This is a genomic window from Microterricola viridarii, from assembly GCF_900104895.1.
In the GTDB taxonomy this organism is placed as follows: domain Bacteria; phylum Actinomycetota; class Actinomycetes; order Actinomycetales; family Microbacteriaceae; genus Microterricola; species Microterricola viridarii.
This window is the reverse complement of sequence record NZ_LT629742.1, coordinates 2,803,919-2,820,955: the sequence shown is the minus strand read 5'-3', so window position 1 is coordinate 2,820,955 and position 17,037 is coordinate 2,803,919. Positions and strand designations below refer to the sequence as shown.

The window sequence follows — 17,037 nt, the reverse complement described above, 5'->3', positions numbered from 1 at the left end:
CATGACCGACCACATCGAGGGCGTGCGCCTGGACGCCGCGCTGGCCGAACGCGGCCTGGCCCGCTCCCGCACACACGCCGCGACGCTCCTCGCCGACGGCCTCGTCACGGTCAACGGCAAGCCCGTCCTGAAGCCCGCCACCAAGGTGTTTCCCTCCCAGAGGATCGAGGTCGCCGGCGCAGACCATTACGTCAGCCGCGCGGCACACAAACTGATCGCCGCACTCGACGCCTTCCCCGTGCAGGTCTCCGGCGCCACCGTCCTCGACGCCGGTGCATCCACGGGCGGCTTCAGCCAGGTTCTGCTCGAGCGCGGTGCCGCCCGGGTGCTCTCCGTCGACGTCGGGCACGGCCAGCTCGCGCCGCAGCTCGCCGACGAGGAGCGGCTGACCCTGGTCGAGGGCTTCAACGTGCGTTACATGACCGCCGAGTCGCTGGCGGCCGCCAGCCGCTGGCCGGAGCGGCCGAGCGTTGTCGTCGGCGACCTCTCCTTCATCTCGCTCATCACCGTGCTGCCGGCCCTCGTCGCGACGGCCGCGGAAGGCGCCGACTTCGTGCTGCTGGTCAAGCCGCAGTTCGAGGTCGGGCGCACCGGCATCCGTGAGGGCGTCGTCAAGAACCCCGGCCTGCGTGCGGATGCCGTCAACGGCGTGCTCTGGGCGGCACACGACCTCGGCCTCCGCACGGCCGGTCTCGTCGCCTCCCCGATCGCCGGCGGTTCCGGCAATCACGAATATCTGGTCTGGTTGAGCGCCACAATCGGCTCCGATCCGTCAGAATGGATCGACCGAGTCACAGCCACGACGGGAGCATGACGTTATGACGCCAGTGCAGCGCCCCATACTCGTCGTCGCGCACACCGGCCGCCGTGACGCACTCGAGGCGGCCGTTGCCGCCTGCGCCCAGTTGCGTGCCGCCGGGGCCACCCCCGTCATCCCCGCCGACCAGGGCGATGACCTGCGCGCCTTCTTCCCCGATCACGGCGGATCACTGCTGACGCTCGGCGTCGACGTGCAGCCAGAAGAGGTGGAACTCGTCATCGTGCTCGGCGGCGACGGAACGATCCTGCGCGCCGCGGAGCTCGTGCGCGGGGCCTCGACCCCGCTGCTCGGCGTGAACCTCGGCCACGTCGGGTTCCTGGCCGAGAGTGAGCGCGACAGCCTGAGCGAGGCGATCAGCCGGGGACTCGCCCGCGACTACGTCGTCGAGGAGCGCATGACGCTCGCCGTGCGGGTCAAGCAGGGCGAAGACGTGGTCTACGAGACCTGGGCCCTGAACGAGGCGACCGTTGAGAAGGCGAGCGGCGAGCGGATGCTAGAAGTCGTCATCGAAGTCGACGGCAGGCCGCTCTCCAGCTTCGGCTGCGACGGCGTCGTCATGTCCACACCGACAGGGTCCACCGCCTACGCCTTCTCGGGCGGCGGCCCTATCGTCTGGCCCACGCTGGACGCCATGCTGCTCGTGCCGCTCAGCGCGCACGCCCTCTTCGCCCGCCCCCTGGTCGTTGGCCCGGAGTCCTCGCTCGCCGTCGAGGTACTCGCCCGCACCTCCGCCTCCGGTGTGCTCTGGTGCGACGGCCGCCGCACCCGCGATCTCCCACCCGGCGCACGCGTCGTGGTGCGCCGCAGCCCCGTTCCCGTGCGCTTGGCCCGCCTGCACGAGGCGCCATTCACCGACAGGCTCGTGAACAAATTCCAACTTCCGGTCACCGGGTGGAGAGGGCCTGTCGGTCGTGATTGAGGAACTGACGATTCGCGACCTGGGCGTCATCGCTGAGGCGATATTGCCGCTCGGCCCGGGATTCACGGCCGTCACCGGTGAGACCGGCGCCGGTAAGACCATGGTCGTCTCCGCCCTCGGCCTGCTCCTCGGCGAGCGTGCCGACGCCGGTGCGGTGCGCCAGGGCCAGGCCCAGAGCTGGGTCGAGGGCCGCTGGGTGGTCGCCGAGGACGGTCCCGTCGCCGAACGCGTGCGCCTGGCCGGGGGAGACCTCGACGGGCCGGAGCTGTTGCTCGGCCGCACCGTTTCGGCCGAGGGCCGCAGCCGGGCCATCGTGGGTGGCCGACAGGCGCCCGCCGCCGTACTCGCCGAGCTCGCCGACCACCTGGTGATCGTGCACGGCCAGTCAGAGCAGATGCGCCTGCGCTCGGCCACCGCGCAGCGCGAGGCGCTCGACCGCTTCGCCGGCGCCGACTTCGCGGGAGTGCTCGCCGACTACGGCCACGCCTACCGCCGCTGGCAGGCAAACGCCGAGGAATTGGCCAGGCTGCAGAGCGAGCGCGACCGCCGCTCACGCGAGGCAGAGGAGCTGCGCGAGGCACTGGCCGAGATCGAGGCTGTCGCCCCGCAGCCCGGCGAGGACAGCGAGCTCACCGAGCGCGCCGAGCGCCTCAACAACCTCGAGGAGCTGCGCCAGGCGGCCACGATCGCCCGCGAGCAGATCTCGGCAGAGGGCGACGGCGGCGGCATCATCGAATCCCCGGACGCCGTCACTCTGATGAACGGCGCACGCCGGGCAGTGGAGCGCGCCGCCGCGCACGACGCGACGCTCGGCCCGATCGCGGAGTCGCTGGCGAGCATCGAGTTCCTGCTGGCCGACGTGGTGGGTGAGCTCTCCAGCTACCTGGACGGACTCGACACCGACGGCTCACGAGAGCTTGAGACGGTGCAGGAGCGTCGGGCCGAGCTCGCCGCCCTGGTGCGCAAGTATGGCAGCTCGCTCGACGAGGTGATCGAGGCCCTGGAGATCGGCAGCAGCAGACTGTTCGAACTCGACGGTGACGCCGAGCGCATCGCCGAGCTTGAGACCGCCGTCGCCACCGACCGTGACCTGGTGGAACGCCTGGCCGCAGAGCTCAGCGCGCTGCGCGCCCTCGCCGCCGAGCGGTTCGCCCGCGAGGTCACGGCCGAACTCGGCCCGCTCGCCATGCCCAATGCCGAACTCTCCATCATCGTCAGCCCGCGGGACGAGCTGGGCGCCAGCGGCGGCGACGCCGTCTCGATCCTGCTGAAGCCGCACGCCGGGGCAGACCCGCGACCGCTCGGGCGCGGCGCATCCGGCGGCGAGCTCTCCCGCGTGATGCTCGCAATCGAGGTCGTCGTGGCCGGCACGGACCCCGTGCCGACCTTCGTCTTCGACGAGGTGGATGCCGGCATCGGCGGCGCCGCAGCGATCGAGATCGGTCGCCGGCTCGCCCGGCTGGCCGAATCCGCCCAGGTCATCGTTGTGACCCACCTGGCCCAGGTGGCCGCGTTCGCCGAGAACCACCTCACCGTGGTGAAGGATCGCGACGGCTCCGTCACCGCGAGCAGTGTTCAGCAGCTTCGCGGCATCGAACGGGAAGCAGAGATGGCACGTCTGCTCTCGGGATTGCCCGACTCGGAGAGCGGTCTCGCTCACGCCCGAGAATTAATTCAACTCGCGCAGGCCACCCGGCCCGCAACCCTCTGATAGGATCGAAGCCCGTGGTGGATATTAGCGCGGACAACTCAAACGGCACGACCAAGCACATTTTTGTGACCGGTGGTGTCGTTTCTTCTTTGGGCAAGGGCCTGACGGCCGCGAGCCTGGGCAACCTTCTGACCGCGCGCGGCTTGCGCGTCGTCATGCAGAAGCTTGACCCCTATCTCAACGTGGACCCGGGCACGATGAACCCGTTCCAGCACGGCGAGGTCTTCGTGACCGACGACGGGGCTGAGACCGACCTGGACATCGGACACTACGAGCGGTTCCTGGACATCAACCTGAGCCAGGCCGCCAACGTGACGACCGGCCAGATCTACTCGACGGTGATCGCCAAGGAGCGACGCGGCGAGTACCTCGGTGACACCGTGCAGGTCATCCCGCACATCACCGACGAGATCAAGCGCCGCATGCGCCTGCAGGCCAGCGAGGTGCCCCAGCCGGACGTGATCATCACCGAGGTCGGCGGCACGGTCGGCGACATCGAGTCCCAGCCGTTCCTCGAGGCCGCCCGCCAGGTGCGCCACGAGCTCGGCCGCAAGAACGTGTTCTTCGTGCACGTCTCCCTGGTGCCCTACATGGGCGCCTCGGGCGAGCAGAAGACCAAGCCGACCCAGCACTCCGTCGCCACCCTGCGCTCGATCGGTATCCAGCCCGACGCCCTGGTGCTGCGCAGCGACCGCCCGGTGACCGAGAGCAACAAGCGCAAGATCGCCCTGATGTGCGACGTGGAGGAAGAGGCGGTCATCAACACGCCCGACCTCCGCAGCGTGTACGACATCCCCACCGTGCTGCACGCGCAGGGGCTGGACGCCTACATCATCGAGCAGCTCGGCCTGGCCAAGGCCGGCGACGTGAACTGGGACGGCTGGCAGACGGTGCTCGACGCCGTGCACGAGCCCAAGCACGAGGTCACCATCGGCCTGGTCGGCAAGTACATCGACCTGCCGGATGCCTACCTCTCGGTGACCGAGGCGCTGCGCGCCGGCGGGTTCGCCCAGCAGACCAAGGTCAACATCCAGTGGATCCCCTCCGATGAGTGCGAGACCGAGGAGGGCGCGGCCCGCAACCTCGCCCCGCTCGACGCCATCTGCGTGCCCGGCGGCTTCGGCGTGCGCGGCATCGAGGGCAAGCTCGGCGCCCTCACCTTCGCCCGTGAGAACGGCATCCCGACGCTCGGCCTCTGCCTCGGCCTGCAGTGCATGGTCATCGAGTACGCCCGCAACAAGGCGGGACTGCCCGGCGCCTCCTCGACCGAGTTCGACCCTGAGACCGGCTTCCCGGTCATCGCGACGATGGAGGAGCAGGTCGAGATCATCTCCGGCGGCGACCTCGGCGGCACGATGCGCCTGGGCCTCTACGAGGCGGCACTCGACGAGGGCTCGCTCGTGGCCGAACTGTACGGCTCGACCCTCATCACCGAGCGCCACCGCCACCGCTACGAGGTTAACAACAAGTACCGCGAGCAGATCTCGGCCGCTGGCCTGTCCTTCTCCGGCACCTCGCCCGACCGCCAGCTCGTCGAGTTCGTCGAGCTGCCGCGCGACCAGCACCCGTTCTACGTGGCCACGCAGGCGCACCCCGAGCTGCGCTCGCGCCCGAACAACGCGCACCCGCTGTTCCGCGGTCTCGTCTCCGCAGCGCTTGACCGCCAGCAGGCCAGCCGCCTGTTCGAGGTCAAGGATGCCGAGTAACGAGTAGCGACGCGCATGCCACACGCTGAGGAGCCCCGCGAACCGCTTGCCGACACCCGGCAGGCGGTGCGGGTGCTCTCCTCGAGCACCGTCTTCGACGGGCACGTCTGGGGCGTGCGCCGGGACCGCTTCGAGTACAACGACGCCGTCATCGAGCGCGAGTACGTCGACCACACCGGCGCCGTCGCGGTGCTCGCCATCGACGACGAGGAGCGCGTGCTGCTGATCAAGCAGTACCGCCACCCCGTGCGCACCCGCGACTGGGAGATCCCGGCCGGGCTGCTCGACATCCGGGGGGAGAGCCCGCTGCGCGCCGCGCAACGCGAACTTGCAGAGGAAGCCGACGTCGAGGCCTCCGACTGGAGCGTGCTCAGCGAGTTCTACACCTCGCCGGGCGGCAGCGACGAGGCCATTCGCATCTACCTGGCCCGCGGCCTCAGCGCGACCGCCGAGCCGTTCCCGCGCAGCGAGGAGGAGGCGGACATCGAACTGCGCTGGGTCGGCCTCGACGAGCTCGTCGACGCGGTCATGGCCAGGCGGCTACAGAACCCCTCGCTGGTGATCGGCGCGCTCGCCGCGAACGTGGCCCGCTCGCGCGGCTGGCAGGGGCTGGAGGCCGGCGATGTCAGCTGGCCGCGGCATCCGAAGAGCGAAGCACTCGGGGAATGAGCGCCGAGCAGGCCGAGTCGGAGCCGCAGGCCGACCTGCCCGGCCCGCCGCCCGGCCCCGCGCCGCCCAGCTCTGCACCGCCGAGCTCCGCACCGCCGAGCCCGATGCAGCGTGCCGTGCAGAACTACCTGCGCCACGTCACCGTCGAGCGCGGCCTGTCGACGAACACGGTCGCCGCCTACCGGCGCGACCTCGCCCTGTACACGCTGTGGCTGGCGGGGGAGGGCATCGATGACCCGTCCGGCGTCACCGGCAACCATGTCGGCGCTTTCGTGCAACACCTCGGCACGCGCGAGGTGGAACCGCTGAAGGCCTCCTCGATCGCCCGGGTGCTCTCCTCGGTGCGCGGCTGGCACCGCTTCCTGCTCGAGGAGGGGCAGACCGAGACGGATGTCGCCCACGAGACGAAGCCGCCCAAGCTCGGCAGCCGGCTGCCCAAGGCGATCAGCATCGAGCAGGTCGAGGCGTTGCTGGACGCCACCCGCGGCGACGAGGTACAGCAGTTGCGCGACTGCGCCCTGCTCGAACTGCTCTACGCCACCGGCGCCCGCGTCTCGGAGGCGGTCAACCTGAACGTCGACGACGTCATCGACCAGGAGGTGGTGCGGCTGCTCGGCAAGGGCGGCAAACAGCGCATCGTGCCGGTCGGCAGCTTCGCCAGGGCTGCGCTGGACGCCTACCTTGTGCGCGCCCGCCCGCAGCTCTCCCTCCGCGGCACGGCCACACCCGCCCTGTTCCTCGGCCTGCGCGGCCAGCGCGTCTCCAGGCAGAACGCCTGGCTGATCATCCGCGCCGCCGCCGCCCGCGCCGGGCTCGACATCGAGGTCTCCCCGCACACCCTGCGGCACTCCTTCGCCACCCACCTGCTGGCGGGCGGGGCCGACGTGCGCGTCGTGCAGGAGCTGCTCGGCCACTCCTCGGTGGCCACGACACAGATCTACACCCTGGTCACGGCCGACACACTGCGCGATATGTACACGAGTGCCCACCCGCGCGCTCGCTAGAATCGTCTGAGTGCCCCGCGGCCGTGCCGCGTCGGCACTGCACAGGCAACAGTATGAGTGGGCATCGGCCCAGACCAGGAGATCAGCGTGGCGAGCAAGCGAGACCACTCGGCAGAACTTCCCCTCGCTGAGCTTTCCGCCATGGGCGATCTCGCATACGGCCGGGGCGTGCGGCAGGAACCGGGCATGGGCCCGACCAACCGGCCGCAGACCGAGTTTCCGGAGCCCGCCCCGCTGAAGAGCCACGGCCCGGCCCGCATCATCGCCCTCTGCAACCAGAAGGGCGGCGTCGGCAAGACCACGACGACGATCAACCTGGGCGCCACCCTCGCCGAGTACGGCCGCCGCGTTCTCGCCATCGACTTCGACCCGCAGGGCGCGCTCTCGGCCGGCCTCGGCGTGCAGACGCACGACGTGCCCACCATCTACGACCTGCTGCTCTCCCGCTCCGCCAACCCGGCCGACGCCATCCAGAAGACCCGGGTGCCCGGCCTCGACGTGATCCCGGCCAACATCGACCTCTCCGCCGCCGAGGTGCACCTGGTCAACGAGGTCGCCCGCGAGCAGATCCTCGCCAGCGTGCTGCGCAAGGTCAGCGACGACTATGACGTCGTGCTGATCGACTGCCAGCCCTCGCTCGGCCTGCTCACCGTCAACGCCCTCACCGCCAGCCACGGCGTGCTGATCCCGCTGGAGTGCGAGTTCTTCGCGCTGCGCGGCGTCGCCCTGCTGATCGAGACCATCGACAAGGTCCGCGACCGGCTGAACCCCGCCATCCAGCTCGACGGCATCCTGGCCACCATGTACGACTCGCGCACGCTGCACTCGCGCGAGGTGCTCGACCGCGTCGTCGAGGCCTTCGGCGACAAGGTGCTGGAGACCGTCATCGGCCGCACCGTGAAGTTCCCGGATGCCAGCGTCGCCGGTGCCCCGATCACACAGTTCGCACCCGAGCACGCGGCGGCCCGCGCGTACCGGCAGCTCGCCAGGGAACTGGTCAGTCGTGGCGCAGTCGCCTAGCGGCCTCGCGCCAGCTCCCCACGAAGCACCCTCCGGCGACGGGGGTTTCTCCGTCGCGCTCAGCAACTTCTCTGGCCCGTTCGACCTGCTCCTCAGCCTCATCTCCAAGCACGAGATGGACATCACCGAGGTCTCGCTCAGCCGCGTCACCGACGAGTTCATCTCCTACCTGCGGGGCCTCAGCTCCGAGGACGAGCTCGACCAGGCCAGCGAGTTCGTCGTCGTGGCGGCCACCCTGCTCGACCTCAAGGTCGCCGGCCTGCTGCCGCAGGGCGAACTCGTTGACGCAGAGGATGTCGCCCTGCTCGAGGCGCGCGACCTGCTGTTCGCCCGGCTGCTGCAGTACCGGGCGTTCAAGGAGGCCTCGGCCTGGTTCGCCGGCCACCTGGAACAGGAGTCGCAGCGGCACGCCCGCACGGTGCGGCTGGAGGAGAAATACCGCCAGCAGACCCCGGAGCTCGTCTGGAACCTCTCCGCCGCCGACTTCGCCGCGCTCGCCACGCTCGCAATGGCGCCGCGCGCGATCCCGGTCGTCGGTCTGGACCACTTGCACGCGCCGCTGGTGAGCATCCGTGAACAGGCCGCCCACATCGTGGCGGTGCTGCGCGGGGGAGAACCGGTGACGTTCCGGCAGCTGATCAGTGGGCTCGACCAGAGCGCCGGGCAGAAGGGCATCGTCATCGCCCGCTTCCTGGCCGTGCTCGAGCTGTACCGGCACGCCGCAATCGCCTTCGAACAACTCGAGCCGCTCGGCGAGCTGACGCTGCGCTGGACGGCCGAGAACTGGACCGACGACAGCCTGGCCACCCTGGGAGCCGATTACGATGCCTGAACGAGACACCGACAACGAGCTCGACCGTGCCCTCGAGGCGGTTCTGCTCGTCGCCGACGAGCCGCAGGGCCTGGTGCACCTGGCCACGGCGGTCGGCCGACCGGTCGAGCAAGTGGCGGCATCCGTCGCCCGGCTCGTCAACGACTACGACGGCGTGGACGCCGCGGGCAACCCCGCCGGCGTGCGCCGCGGCTTCGAGCTGCGCGAGGTCGGCGGCGGCTGGCGCTTCTACGTGCGGGCCGAGTACGACACCGTCGTGGCCGACTTCGTGATGACGCAGAACCCCAGCAAGCTCTCGCAGGCCGCGCTGGAGACCCTCGCCGTCATCGCATACAAACAACCCATCAGCCGCGGCTCCGTCGCGTCGATCCGGGCCGTGAACGTCGACTCCGTCGTGCGCACGCTGCTCGGCCGCGGCCTCATCACCGAAGCTTTCACCGATTCCGAAACCGGCGCCATCAACTACGCCACGACCGATCTGCTTCTCACGCAGCTCGGCCTGAACTCCCTCGACGAACTGCCGCCGATCTCCCCTCTGCTCGAGGACGGCGCGGAAGGATTTAGCCATGACCTCCGATGACTTCACCCCCAAGGACTACGATCCCGAGGACTTCGGCCCCGAAGACCTCGCCGACGACTTCGAGCGCATCCCGGACGCCGGGCCCGACGGCATCCGCCTGCAGAAGCTGCTCGCCGCCGCCGGCATCGCCTCCCGCCGCGTCGTCGAGCAGTACATCGTCGAGGGCCGCATCGCCGTCAACGGCGTCGTCGTCAAGGAACTCGGCACCCGGGTGAACCCGGAGACCGACCTGATCTCCGTCAACGGCCTCGGCGTGCAGCTGGACCAGAGCAAGCGCTACATCATGCTGAACAAGCCGACCGGCGTCGTCTCCTCGATGAACGACGAGCAGGGCCGCCCCGACCTCAGCTACTTCACCAAGGACTTCTCGGAGCGCCTGTTCAACGTCGGCCGGCTCGACGCCGAGACCAGCGGCCTGCTGATCCTCACCAACGACGGCGACCTCGCACACACCCTCGCCCACCCGTCCTTCGGTGTGACCAAGACCTACGTCGCCAAGGTGCGCGGGCGAATGACGGCCCAGACCGTCGCGCTGCTCCAGCGTGGAATCGAGCTCGAGGACGGCCCGATCAAGGCCGACAAGGCGCGCATCCTCTCCGACCCGGCCGGCTCGTCCACGCACAGCGTCGTCGAGATCACCCTGCACTCCGGGCGCAACCGCATCGTCCGGCGCATGCTCGCCGAGGTCGGTCACCCGGTCGTCGACCTGGTGCGCCGCCAGTTCGGCCCGCTCAACCTCGGCACGCTGCCGATCGGCCAGATGCGCGAACTGACCAAGGCCGAGCTCGGCCAGGTGCTCACCATCTCCCGCGACGGGGCAGAGGCCCAGCAGCGCCACTCGGTGCGCCAGGCCGACAAGAACCCGAAGAAGCGGGGGCTGTGATGGCCTTGATCCCCAGCACGGAGAGCCGGCTCGCCGGGCCCGTCCGCGTCGTCGGCGCCGGCCTGCTCGGCACGAGCGTCGGCCTGGGCCTGCGCGCCCGCGGCATCGACGTGTTCCTCGCCGACGCCTCGCCGACGAACGTGAGCATCGCGACGGACCTGGGTGCCGGCCGCCCGGCCGCCCCCGGCGACGCCCCGCAGCTGATCGTCGTCGCCGTGCCGCCGGACGTGACCGCCGACGTGGTGGCGCGCGAGCTCGCCGACTACCCGGACGCCATCGTCACCGACGTCGCCAGCGTCAAGCTGCAGATCCTGGACACCCTCATCGCGCGCGGCGCCGACGTGTCGCGCTACATCGGCTCGCACCCGATGGCCGGGCGCGAGCGCGGCGGCCCCCTCGCCGGCCGCGCCGACCTGTTCGTCGGCCGCCCCTGGGTGGTCGCCGGCCACGACGCCATCTCGTACAAGCGAGCCAGCGCCATCGACGACATGATCCTGGACCTCGGCGCGACCCTCGTCGAGATGAGCGCGGAGGAGCACGACCGCGGCGTCGCGCTGATCTCGCACGTGCCCCAGGTGGTGTCGAGCCTGATGGCCCGCCGCCTCATCGACGCGCCGAGCGCCTCCGTCAACCTCGCCGGGCAGGGCCTCCGCGACGTCACCCGCGTCGCCGCCAGCGACCCAGAGCTGTGGGTGCAGATCCTCGGCGCCAACTCGGCCCCGGTGCGCGAGATCCTCACCGCTTACCGCGAGGACCTCGATCGCTTCATCGACGCCCTCGACGACGTCAACGCCCCCGGCGCCCGCCGCCGCGTGGCCGAGGAGATCGCCGGCGGCAACACCGGCGTCGCCCGGCTGCCCGGCAAGCACGGCATCGACAAGCGCTTCGCGACCATGATCGTCATGGTCGACGACACCCCGGGCCAGTTGGCCAGGCTCCTCCACGAGATCGGGGAGATCGGCGTCAACCTGGAGGACCTGCGCCTCGAGCACGCCCAGGGCGTGCAGGTCGGCCTCGCCGAGATCTCCGTCGTTCCCGAGGCCGTCGAACGCCTCACCACCGAGCTGGTCGCCCGCGGCTGGCGGATTGCAGGCTAGAGAAATGACCACCCCCGACAGCGCCCAGACGATCGTCGTCGCCATCGACGGCCCGGCCGGCAGCGGCAAGTCCAGCGTGAGCAAGGCCGTCGCCCGCGCCCTTGGCTACGGCTACCTCGACACCGGCGCCGCCTACCGGGCGCTGGCCTGGCTGGTGCTGGAGAAGGGCGTCGACAGCGAGGACGCGGATGCCGTCATCGCCGCGCTCGACGACTTCGACTACTTCATCGCCACCAACCCCGACGAGTACGTCGTGCGGGTGGGGGAGACCGACGTGACCGAGGCGATCCGCGAGCCGCGCGTGAGCGCCGCCGTCAGCGCGATCGCCCGCGTCCCCGCCGTGCGCAGCCACCTGGTCGAGCTGTTCCGCAGCATCGCCGCCGGCGTTGACGCCCCCGGCGTCGTCGTCGAGGGCAGGGACATCACCACGGTCGTCGCGCCCGACGCCCCCGTCCGCATCCTTCTCACAGCTTCGGAAGAGGCTAGAATGGCCAGACGGTCCGCCGAACTGCAGGATGACGCCGCCGCAACCGCGGGAGCCGAGCTCAAGAAACGCGATCAGGCCGATTCGCGCGTGGTCGACTTCCTGAACGCAGCAGAGGGCGTGACCACGGTCGATTCGACCGAACTGAACTTTGCCGAAACCGTCGATGCCGTCATCACGGTGATCGCCGACACGCAATCCCCGGTCTCGTAGAGCCCACACGGCCGAACAGACCCACCGAGGAGACAATCCATGACTGACATCGACACCGACGATTTCGACGCCAACGACGATCTCGTCGAGCGCATGAGCGCGCTCGACGAGGACCTCGCCGTCCAGCGCGCCCACTCACTGCGTGCGGGGCTCGCCGACTACGAGCTCGAAGACGACGACTTTGACGTGCTCGACGCCGTCACCGAAGACCCCAACGCGATCACCTACCTGCCCGCGCTTCCGGTCATCGCCATCGTCGGCCGACCCAACGTCGGCAAGTCGGCGCTGGTCAACCGCATCCTCGGCCGCCGCGAGGCCGTCGTGGAGGACACCCCCGGCGTCACCCGTGACCGCGTCTCGTACAAGGGCGAGTGGAACGACCGCCGCTTCACCCTCGTCGACACCGGCGGCTGGGAGCCCGACGCCAAGGGCATCGACGCCTCCGTCGCCGCCCAGGCCGAAGTGGCCATCGACCTCTCCGACGTCGTCTTGTTCGTCGTCGACGCGCGGGTGGGCGCCACCTCCACCGACGAGCAGGTCGTGCGCATGCTGCGCAAGAGCGGCAAGCCCGTCTTCCTGCTGGCCAACAAGGTGGATGACGCCCGCCAGGAGCCGGAGGCCGCAGCACTGTGGAGCCTCGGCCTCGGCGAGCCCTACCCGGTCTCCGCTCTGCACGGCCGCGGCGTCGCCGACCTCCTGGACGCCGTCCTCAAGAAGCTCCCGCTGATCTCGGCCGTCGCCAAGGAAGAGGTGGGCGGCCCGCGCCGCGTCGCCATCCTCGGCCGCCCGAACGTCGGCAAGTCCAGCCTGCTGAACAAGTCCGCCGGCGAGGAGCGCGTTGTCGTCAACGAGCTCGCCGGGACGACCCGCGACCCCGTCGACGAGCAGGTGGAGCTCGGCGGCAAGATCTGGCGTTTCGTCGACACCGCCGGCATCCGCCGCCGCGTGCACCTCTCGCAGGGCGCCGACTTCTACGCCTCGCTGCGCACCAGCACGGCCCTCGAAAAGGCCGAGGTCGCCATCGTCGTCATCGACGTGAGCGAGAAGATCAGCGAGCAGGACGTGCGCATCATCGACCTGGTGCTCGAGTCCGGCCGCGCCCTCGTGCTCGCCTTCAACAAGTGGGACCTGCTGGACGACGACCGTCGCCGCTACCTCGAGCGTGAGATCGAGCAGGACCTCGCCCACGTCTCGTGGGCCCCACGCGTGAACATCTCGGCCCGCACCGGGCGCCACCTGGAGAAGCTGGTGCCGGCCCTCGAACTCGCGCTCGAGTCGTGGGACACCCGCATCGCCACCGGCAAGTTCAACGCCTTCCTGGCCGAGCTCACCGCGGCACACCCGCACCCGGTGCGCGGCGGCAAGCAGCCCCGCATCCTGTTCGGCACCCAGGTGTCCAGCCGCCCGCCGACATTTGTGCTGTTCACCACCGGATTCCTCGACCCGGGCTACCGCCGTTACATCCAGCGCCGCCTGCGCGAGATCTACGGCTTCGCCGGAACGCCCATCTTCGTCAACATGCGCGTTAGGGAAAAAAGAGCACGCTAGCCCTCGGCTTCACGCGCCCAGCACTCTAAGCTGGGCGCGTGGACGCCTTCTGGGTTGGCCTCGGCATTCTCGTCTTGGGGGTCACCCTCCTCGATGTCTTCCTCACTGCGCTGAACTACGACGAGGCTGGCTTCTTCGCCGGCCGTCTGGCCGCCGGGCAGTGGATGCTGACCAGGCGCCTCACCCGCCGCCTGGCCCGCCGGTGGCGCCCCCTCGTGCTGCGCCAGGTCACCGGCCTGCAGATCATGGTGACCGTGATCGCCTGGGTCAGCGGCGTGATCCTCGGCTACGGGCTGATCTACCTCGGCTACATGCAGGGGAACAATTTCCAGTACTCCGGCGTCAACGGCGACTTCTTCGGCGCCATCTACTTCAGCGCCGCCCAGCTGGCCACCGTCGGCACCTCGCAGCTCTCTCCGAACACCGACCTGCTGCGCGCCCTCTCGATCCTGGAGAGCCTGAACGGCGTCGTTCTGCTCTCGCTCATCCTCACCTTCCTGCTCGGCATCTACGACGTCATCAGCAGCCTGCGGGCACTCTCCGCGCAGTTCTTCAGTGCGGGCACCGGCGTCGGCGAACCGATCGCCAGCCTGAAACCGTACTTCCCTGGCGGTGAGTCGAGGGACCTGGACTCCCACCTGGAGTCCGTCTCCGACACCTTCGGCTCCTACACGGACGGCGTGCGGCTGCACCATTCGGCGTACTACTTCCAGAGCGGGCGCGACACGTTCTCACTGCCGTACTCGATTCGAATGCTGGCCGGCATCATCGGCGGGCTGCGCTGGGGGCTGCCCGGCCAGAACCCGGTCGCCCAGGAGCCGACACTGCAGCCGTTGACGGCCCAGTTCGAGAAGTTCCAGCAGTACATGCATCCGCTGCTCAAATGGCAGAGCACCGCGGTGCCGGAGACGGTGACCCTGGACGACTTCGCCGCCCAGCTGCGGGCAGAGGCCGGCCACGCGGAGCGGCGGCGCTCCCGGCGGATCAGGCTGCAGGACCCGGGCGACCCCTGGGTGGCCCGCTTCGTGCAGGTCAACCGCGAGATGGGTGAGCTGACCGCCACCGTGCCGCTCACGGACGTGGCGGAGGCGTACGCCCGCTACGCGCAGTGGCTGCCGTTCGCCTACCACGCGCAGCAGTTCAGCGCCGCCGTCTCGCGGGATCTCGACTACCAGCCGGTGTACTCCGAGCCGGAGGACCAAGCCCCCGTCGCCGTGCTGGCGCCGGCCCCGGACGAAACGATGCCGCGCGGCCGCGAGCGCGGCGTGCGCGCCTTCCTCGGCCGCCGGGTCACGCTCATCGACCCCGGCTACACGCGCCTGCTCAGTGCCGCCCGCGCACTGGGTTCCGCCGTGCTGGCCGTGGCGGTTCTCGCCGTCGCCCTGAACGCGCTCGGGCAGCCGCCGCTGCCGGCGGCGATATTCGGCGGCATGATCGCGATGTTCACCGGGGCGTCCTCACCGGGCGGCCACGGCTGGAAGCGCGTGGCCGGGTTGGTCGCGCTGGTGCCCGTGCTGTTCGCCATCGCGCTGAACGTGATCGTGCCGCACGACCCGATCCCCTCCGCGCTCGTGCTGACGCTCCTGGCTTTCGCCGGCGTGGCCGTCTCACGATTCGGGCGCCAGCTCGGCGGCCTCGGCCAACTCGCATTCGTCTCCTACTACTTCACCCTGTTGCTGCGCCTGCAGCCCAGCGAGACCCTGCTCTTCGTGGCCGCCGCCGTCGTCGGCGTGCTGTGCTCGGTGGCGATCCAGCTCATCCCGAACAAGGGGGCGCACGCGCGGGTGCTCCGCGGCGGGGTGCGGGCGTTCGAACTGCGCCTGGTGCGCTCGCTGGAGCCGCTCATCGACACCGTCTCCGCCGCGCGGTGGGATCCGGACCTGCAGCGCAGGACGCGGAGCGATTTTCGGCAGAGTCACCACACGGCGGCGTTCCTCAGCGCACAGCTCACCGGCAACGACCCCGACATCGGCTTGTCCGTCGAGCAGGCGGAGGCGCTGCGCATCCGCGTGCACGACGCCGAGCTCGCCCTGGCGAACCTCGGCACCGCCGCGCGCGCGGCCACCGGCGCCGGCATCCCGATCGAGGTGCGCGCGCGCCTGGCCGGGGCGCTGCAGACGGTGCAGAAGCACATCGCCGGCTACCCGGAGGTTCCGGCCTGGGCCGGGGCCCCGCCGCCCGGCGACGCTGAGACCGCGCCAGAACAGCACCCGGATGCCGAGCGGCTGCAGACGGCGAGGGCTCCAGAGCACTGGCCTCGACCGGCCCGCCGCGTGTACGCCGCCGCATTCGAACTGCAGCAGGCCAGCGACAAACTACACACGGCTCGCGCGGCAGAGTTGCTGAGCACTCCGGCGGATGCCGGGCCTGGGCCTGAGCTAGAGCAGGACGACTCCGATATCGACGCGCTGCTGCCGGGCGAGGAGCAGGCCGGCTCGGTGCAGGACGGGCTCGCGCCCCACCACCAGGGCGCCCAGGCGGCGCCGCCCGGTGGTGCCGCCGAGTCCGCGGCGCTCTGGCGCCGCGCCGTGCAGGCCGCGCTCTCGACGGGCATCGCGCTGTACCTCGGCTCCTTCGTCTCCTCGAGCCACCAATACTGGGCGGCAATGCCGGCCTACCAGGCGATCGGGGGCAGCGACGGGGAGACATTCGTCAAAGGGGCCCAGAAGATCATCGGCACCATCTTCGGCGCGACCGTCGGGTTCTGGATCGCCATCGCCGCCGGCTCACACCCCGCCGTGCTGTTGCCCGTCCTGGCGATCTGCGTCTTCGCCTCCGCTTACTTCCGCTCAGCCTCGTCGCCGCTGGCCGCCTTCTGGCAGACCATGATGTTCGCCCAGCTCTACGATTTCCTCGGGCGGTTGAGCACTGAGGCGGTCGACGTGCGCGTCGTGGAGACCGTGATCGGTGCGGTTGTTGCGCTCCTCGTCGCCGCGCTCGTGCTGCCGACCCGCACTCGCGCGAAGTTCGCCCGTCAGGCCCTGAAACTTCTCGACAGCGTGGAGGGTGTCACGGCCGCCGCGCTGCAGGTGTGGCGGAGCGGCCGGGCGCCCTCCGCGGCGGAGCGTGCCGCACTCGCCCGCGGCGAGATCGCGATGGCCGAGCAGTTGCGCACGTTGCAGGTGACCGCGGCCCCCCTGCAGCACGCCTCGGGGGCGTTCGACCCCAGCGGTGTCGAGAACCAGCTCTCCTCGTTCTGGGAACTGCTCTACTACACCCGGCATTTCGTCGCGGCGACCGAGCGCGGTGACCCGGCACAGGCGAACGTCTCGCCCGAGCAATGGAACCAGCTCGAGGAGGCGACCGAGCGGAACTTCGCCGCGCTCGCCGCGGCCTTCGATGCCCGCTCGCCCGGGCCGGCGGACTCGGACGTCGGGATCGACGAACTGGGTGACGGTGAGGAACCACGCGACGCGGAGCAAGCCCTCGGCGCGCTCGCCCGGGCGAACGCGACAATCGCGCTCATGGTCGAGGATGCCATTCCGCAGCCGACCGGCCTGTTCCACCGTCGAGCCGGGCGCTGATCCGAGCCGCGTCAGCGGACCCCTCAC

Annotated in this window: 14 protein-coding genes; all 14 read left to right on the top strand. The window is 70.3% G+C overall.

The annotated features are described in order from the left end of the window. Nucleotide 1: 1 nt before the first annotated feature. Entirely contained in the window at nt 2–814 is an 813-nt protein-coding gene (locus tag BLT62_RS12940) for a TlyA family RNA methyltransferase (RefSeq protein ID WP_083364437.1), read from the top strand. A 4-nt stretch (nt 815–818) separates the two neighbouring features. Next, nucleotides 819–1,739 carry an NAD kinase gene (locus BLT62_RS12935; RefSeq protein WP_083364436.1) on the top strand — a complete coding sequence of 307 codons (921 nt, stop codon included), beginning with the start codon at nt 819–821 and terminating at the stop codon, nt 1,737–1,739. Then, complete coding sequence (gene recN / locus BLT62_RS12930) at nt 1,732–3,450, top strand: DNA repair protein RecN (protein WP_083364435.1); 1,719 nt, start codon at nt 1,732–1,734, stop codon at nt 3,448–3,450. Before BLT62_RS12935 ends, recN begins: the two co-directional genes overlap by 8 nt. Before the next feature lie 17 nt (nt 3,451–3,467). Continuing rightward, the gene (locus BLT62_RS12925; protein ID WP_231919167.1) at nt 3,468–5,156 is read left to right on the top strand and encodes a CTP synthase; all 1,689 of its coding nucleotides are present in this window, start codon (nt 3,468–3,470) and stop codon (nt 5,154–5,156) included. Between the two features lie 15 nt (nt 5,157–5,171). Next, nucleotides 5,172–5,825, top strand: coding sequence for an NUDIX domain-containing protein (locus BLT62_RS12920; RefSeq protein WP_083364433.1), 654 nt, complete (start codon nt 5,172–5,174; stop codon nt 5,823–5,825). Between the two features lie 104 nt (nt 5,826–5,929). Then, the gene (gene xerD / locus BLT62_RS12915; RefSeq protein WP_156786480.1) at nt 5,930–6,829 is read left to right on the top strand and encodes a site-specific tyrosine recombinase XerD; all 900 of its coding nucleotides are present in this window, start codon (nt 5,930–5,932) and stop codon (nt 6,827–6,829) included. A gap of 141 nt (nt 6,830–6,970) precedes the next feature. Next, a complete protein-coding gene (locus BLT62_RS12910) occupies nt 6,971–7,849 on the top strand; it encodes a ParA family protein (protein ID WP_083365460.1) in 879 nt (292 codons plus the stop codon). Next, nucleotides 7,833–8,681, top strand: coding sequence for a segregation and condensation protein A (locus BLT62_RS12905; protein ID WP_231919166.1), 849 nt, complete (start codon nt 7,833–7,835; stop codon nt 8,679–8,681). Before BLT62_RS12910 ends, BLT62_RS12905 begins: the two co-directional genes overlap by 17 nt. Continuing rightward, entirely contained in the window at nt 8,674–9,261 is a 588-nt protein-coding gene (gene scpB, locus BLT62_RS12900) for an SMC-Scp complex subunit ScpB (protein ID WP_083364430.1), read from the top strand. Before BLT62_RS12905 ends, scpB begins: the two co-directional genes overlap by 8 nt. Further along, nucleotides 9,248–10,144, top strand: coding sequence for a pseudouridine synthase (locus BLT62_RS12895; protein ID WP_083364429.1), 897 nt, complete (start codon nt 9,248–9,250; stop codon nt 10,142–10,144). Before scpB ends, BLT62_RS12895 begins: the two co-directional genes overlap by 14 nt. Then, on the top strand, nt 10,144–11,241 hold the full coding sequence (locus tag BLT62_RS12890; protein WP_083364428.1) for a prephenate dehydrogenase: 1,098 nt from the start codon (nt 10,144–10,146) through the stop codon (nt 11,239–11,241). The genes BLT62_RS12895 and BLT62_RS12890 overlap by 1 nt, the downstream gene beginning before the upstream one ends. A 4-nt stretch (nt 11,242–11,245) precedes the next feature. Further along, nucleotides 11,246–11,938, top strand: coding sequence for a (d)CMP kinase (gene cmk, locus BLT62_RS12885; protein ID WP_083364427.1), 693 nt, complete (start codon nt 11,246–11,248; stop codon nt 11,936–11,938). A gap of 39 nt (nt 11,939–11,977) precedes the next feature. Then, a complete protein-coding gene (der, locus tag BLT62_RS12880) occupies nt 11,978–13,486 on the top strand; it encodes a ribosome biogenesis GTPase Der (protein ID WP_083364426.1) in 1,509 nt (502 codons plus the stop codon). Nucleotides 13,487–13,524: 38 nt separating this feature from the next. Beyond that, a complete protein-coding gene (locus BLT62_RS12875) occupies nt 13,525–17,010 on the top strand; it encodes an FUSC family protein (RefSeq protein ID WP_083364425.1) in 3,486 nt (1,161 codons plus the stop codon). Nucleotides 17,011–17,037: the final 27 nt, after the last annotated feature.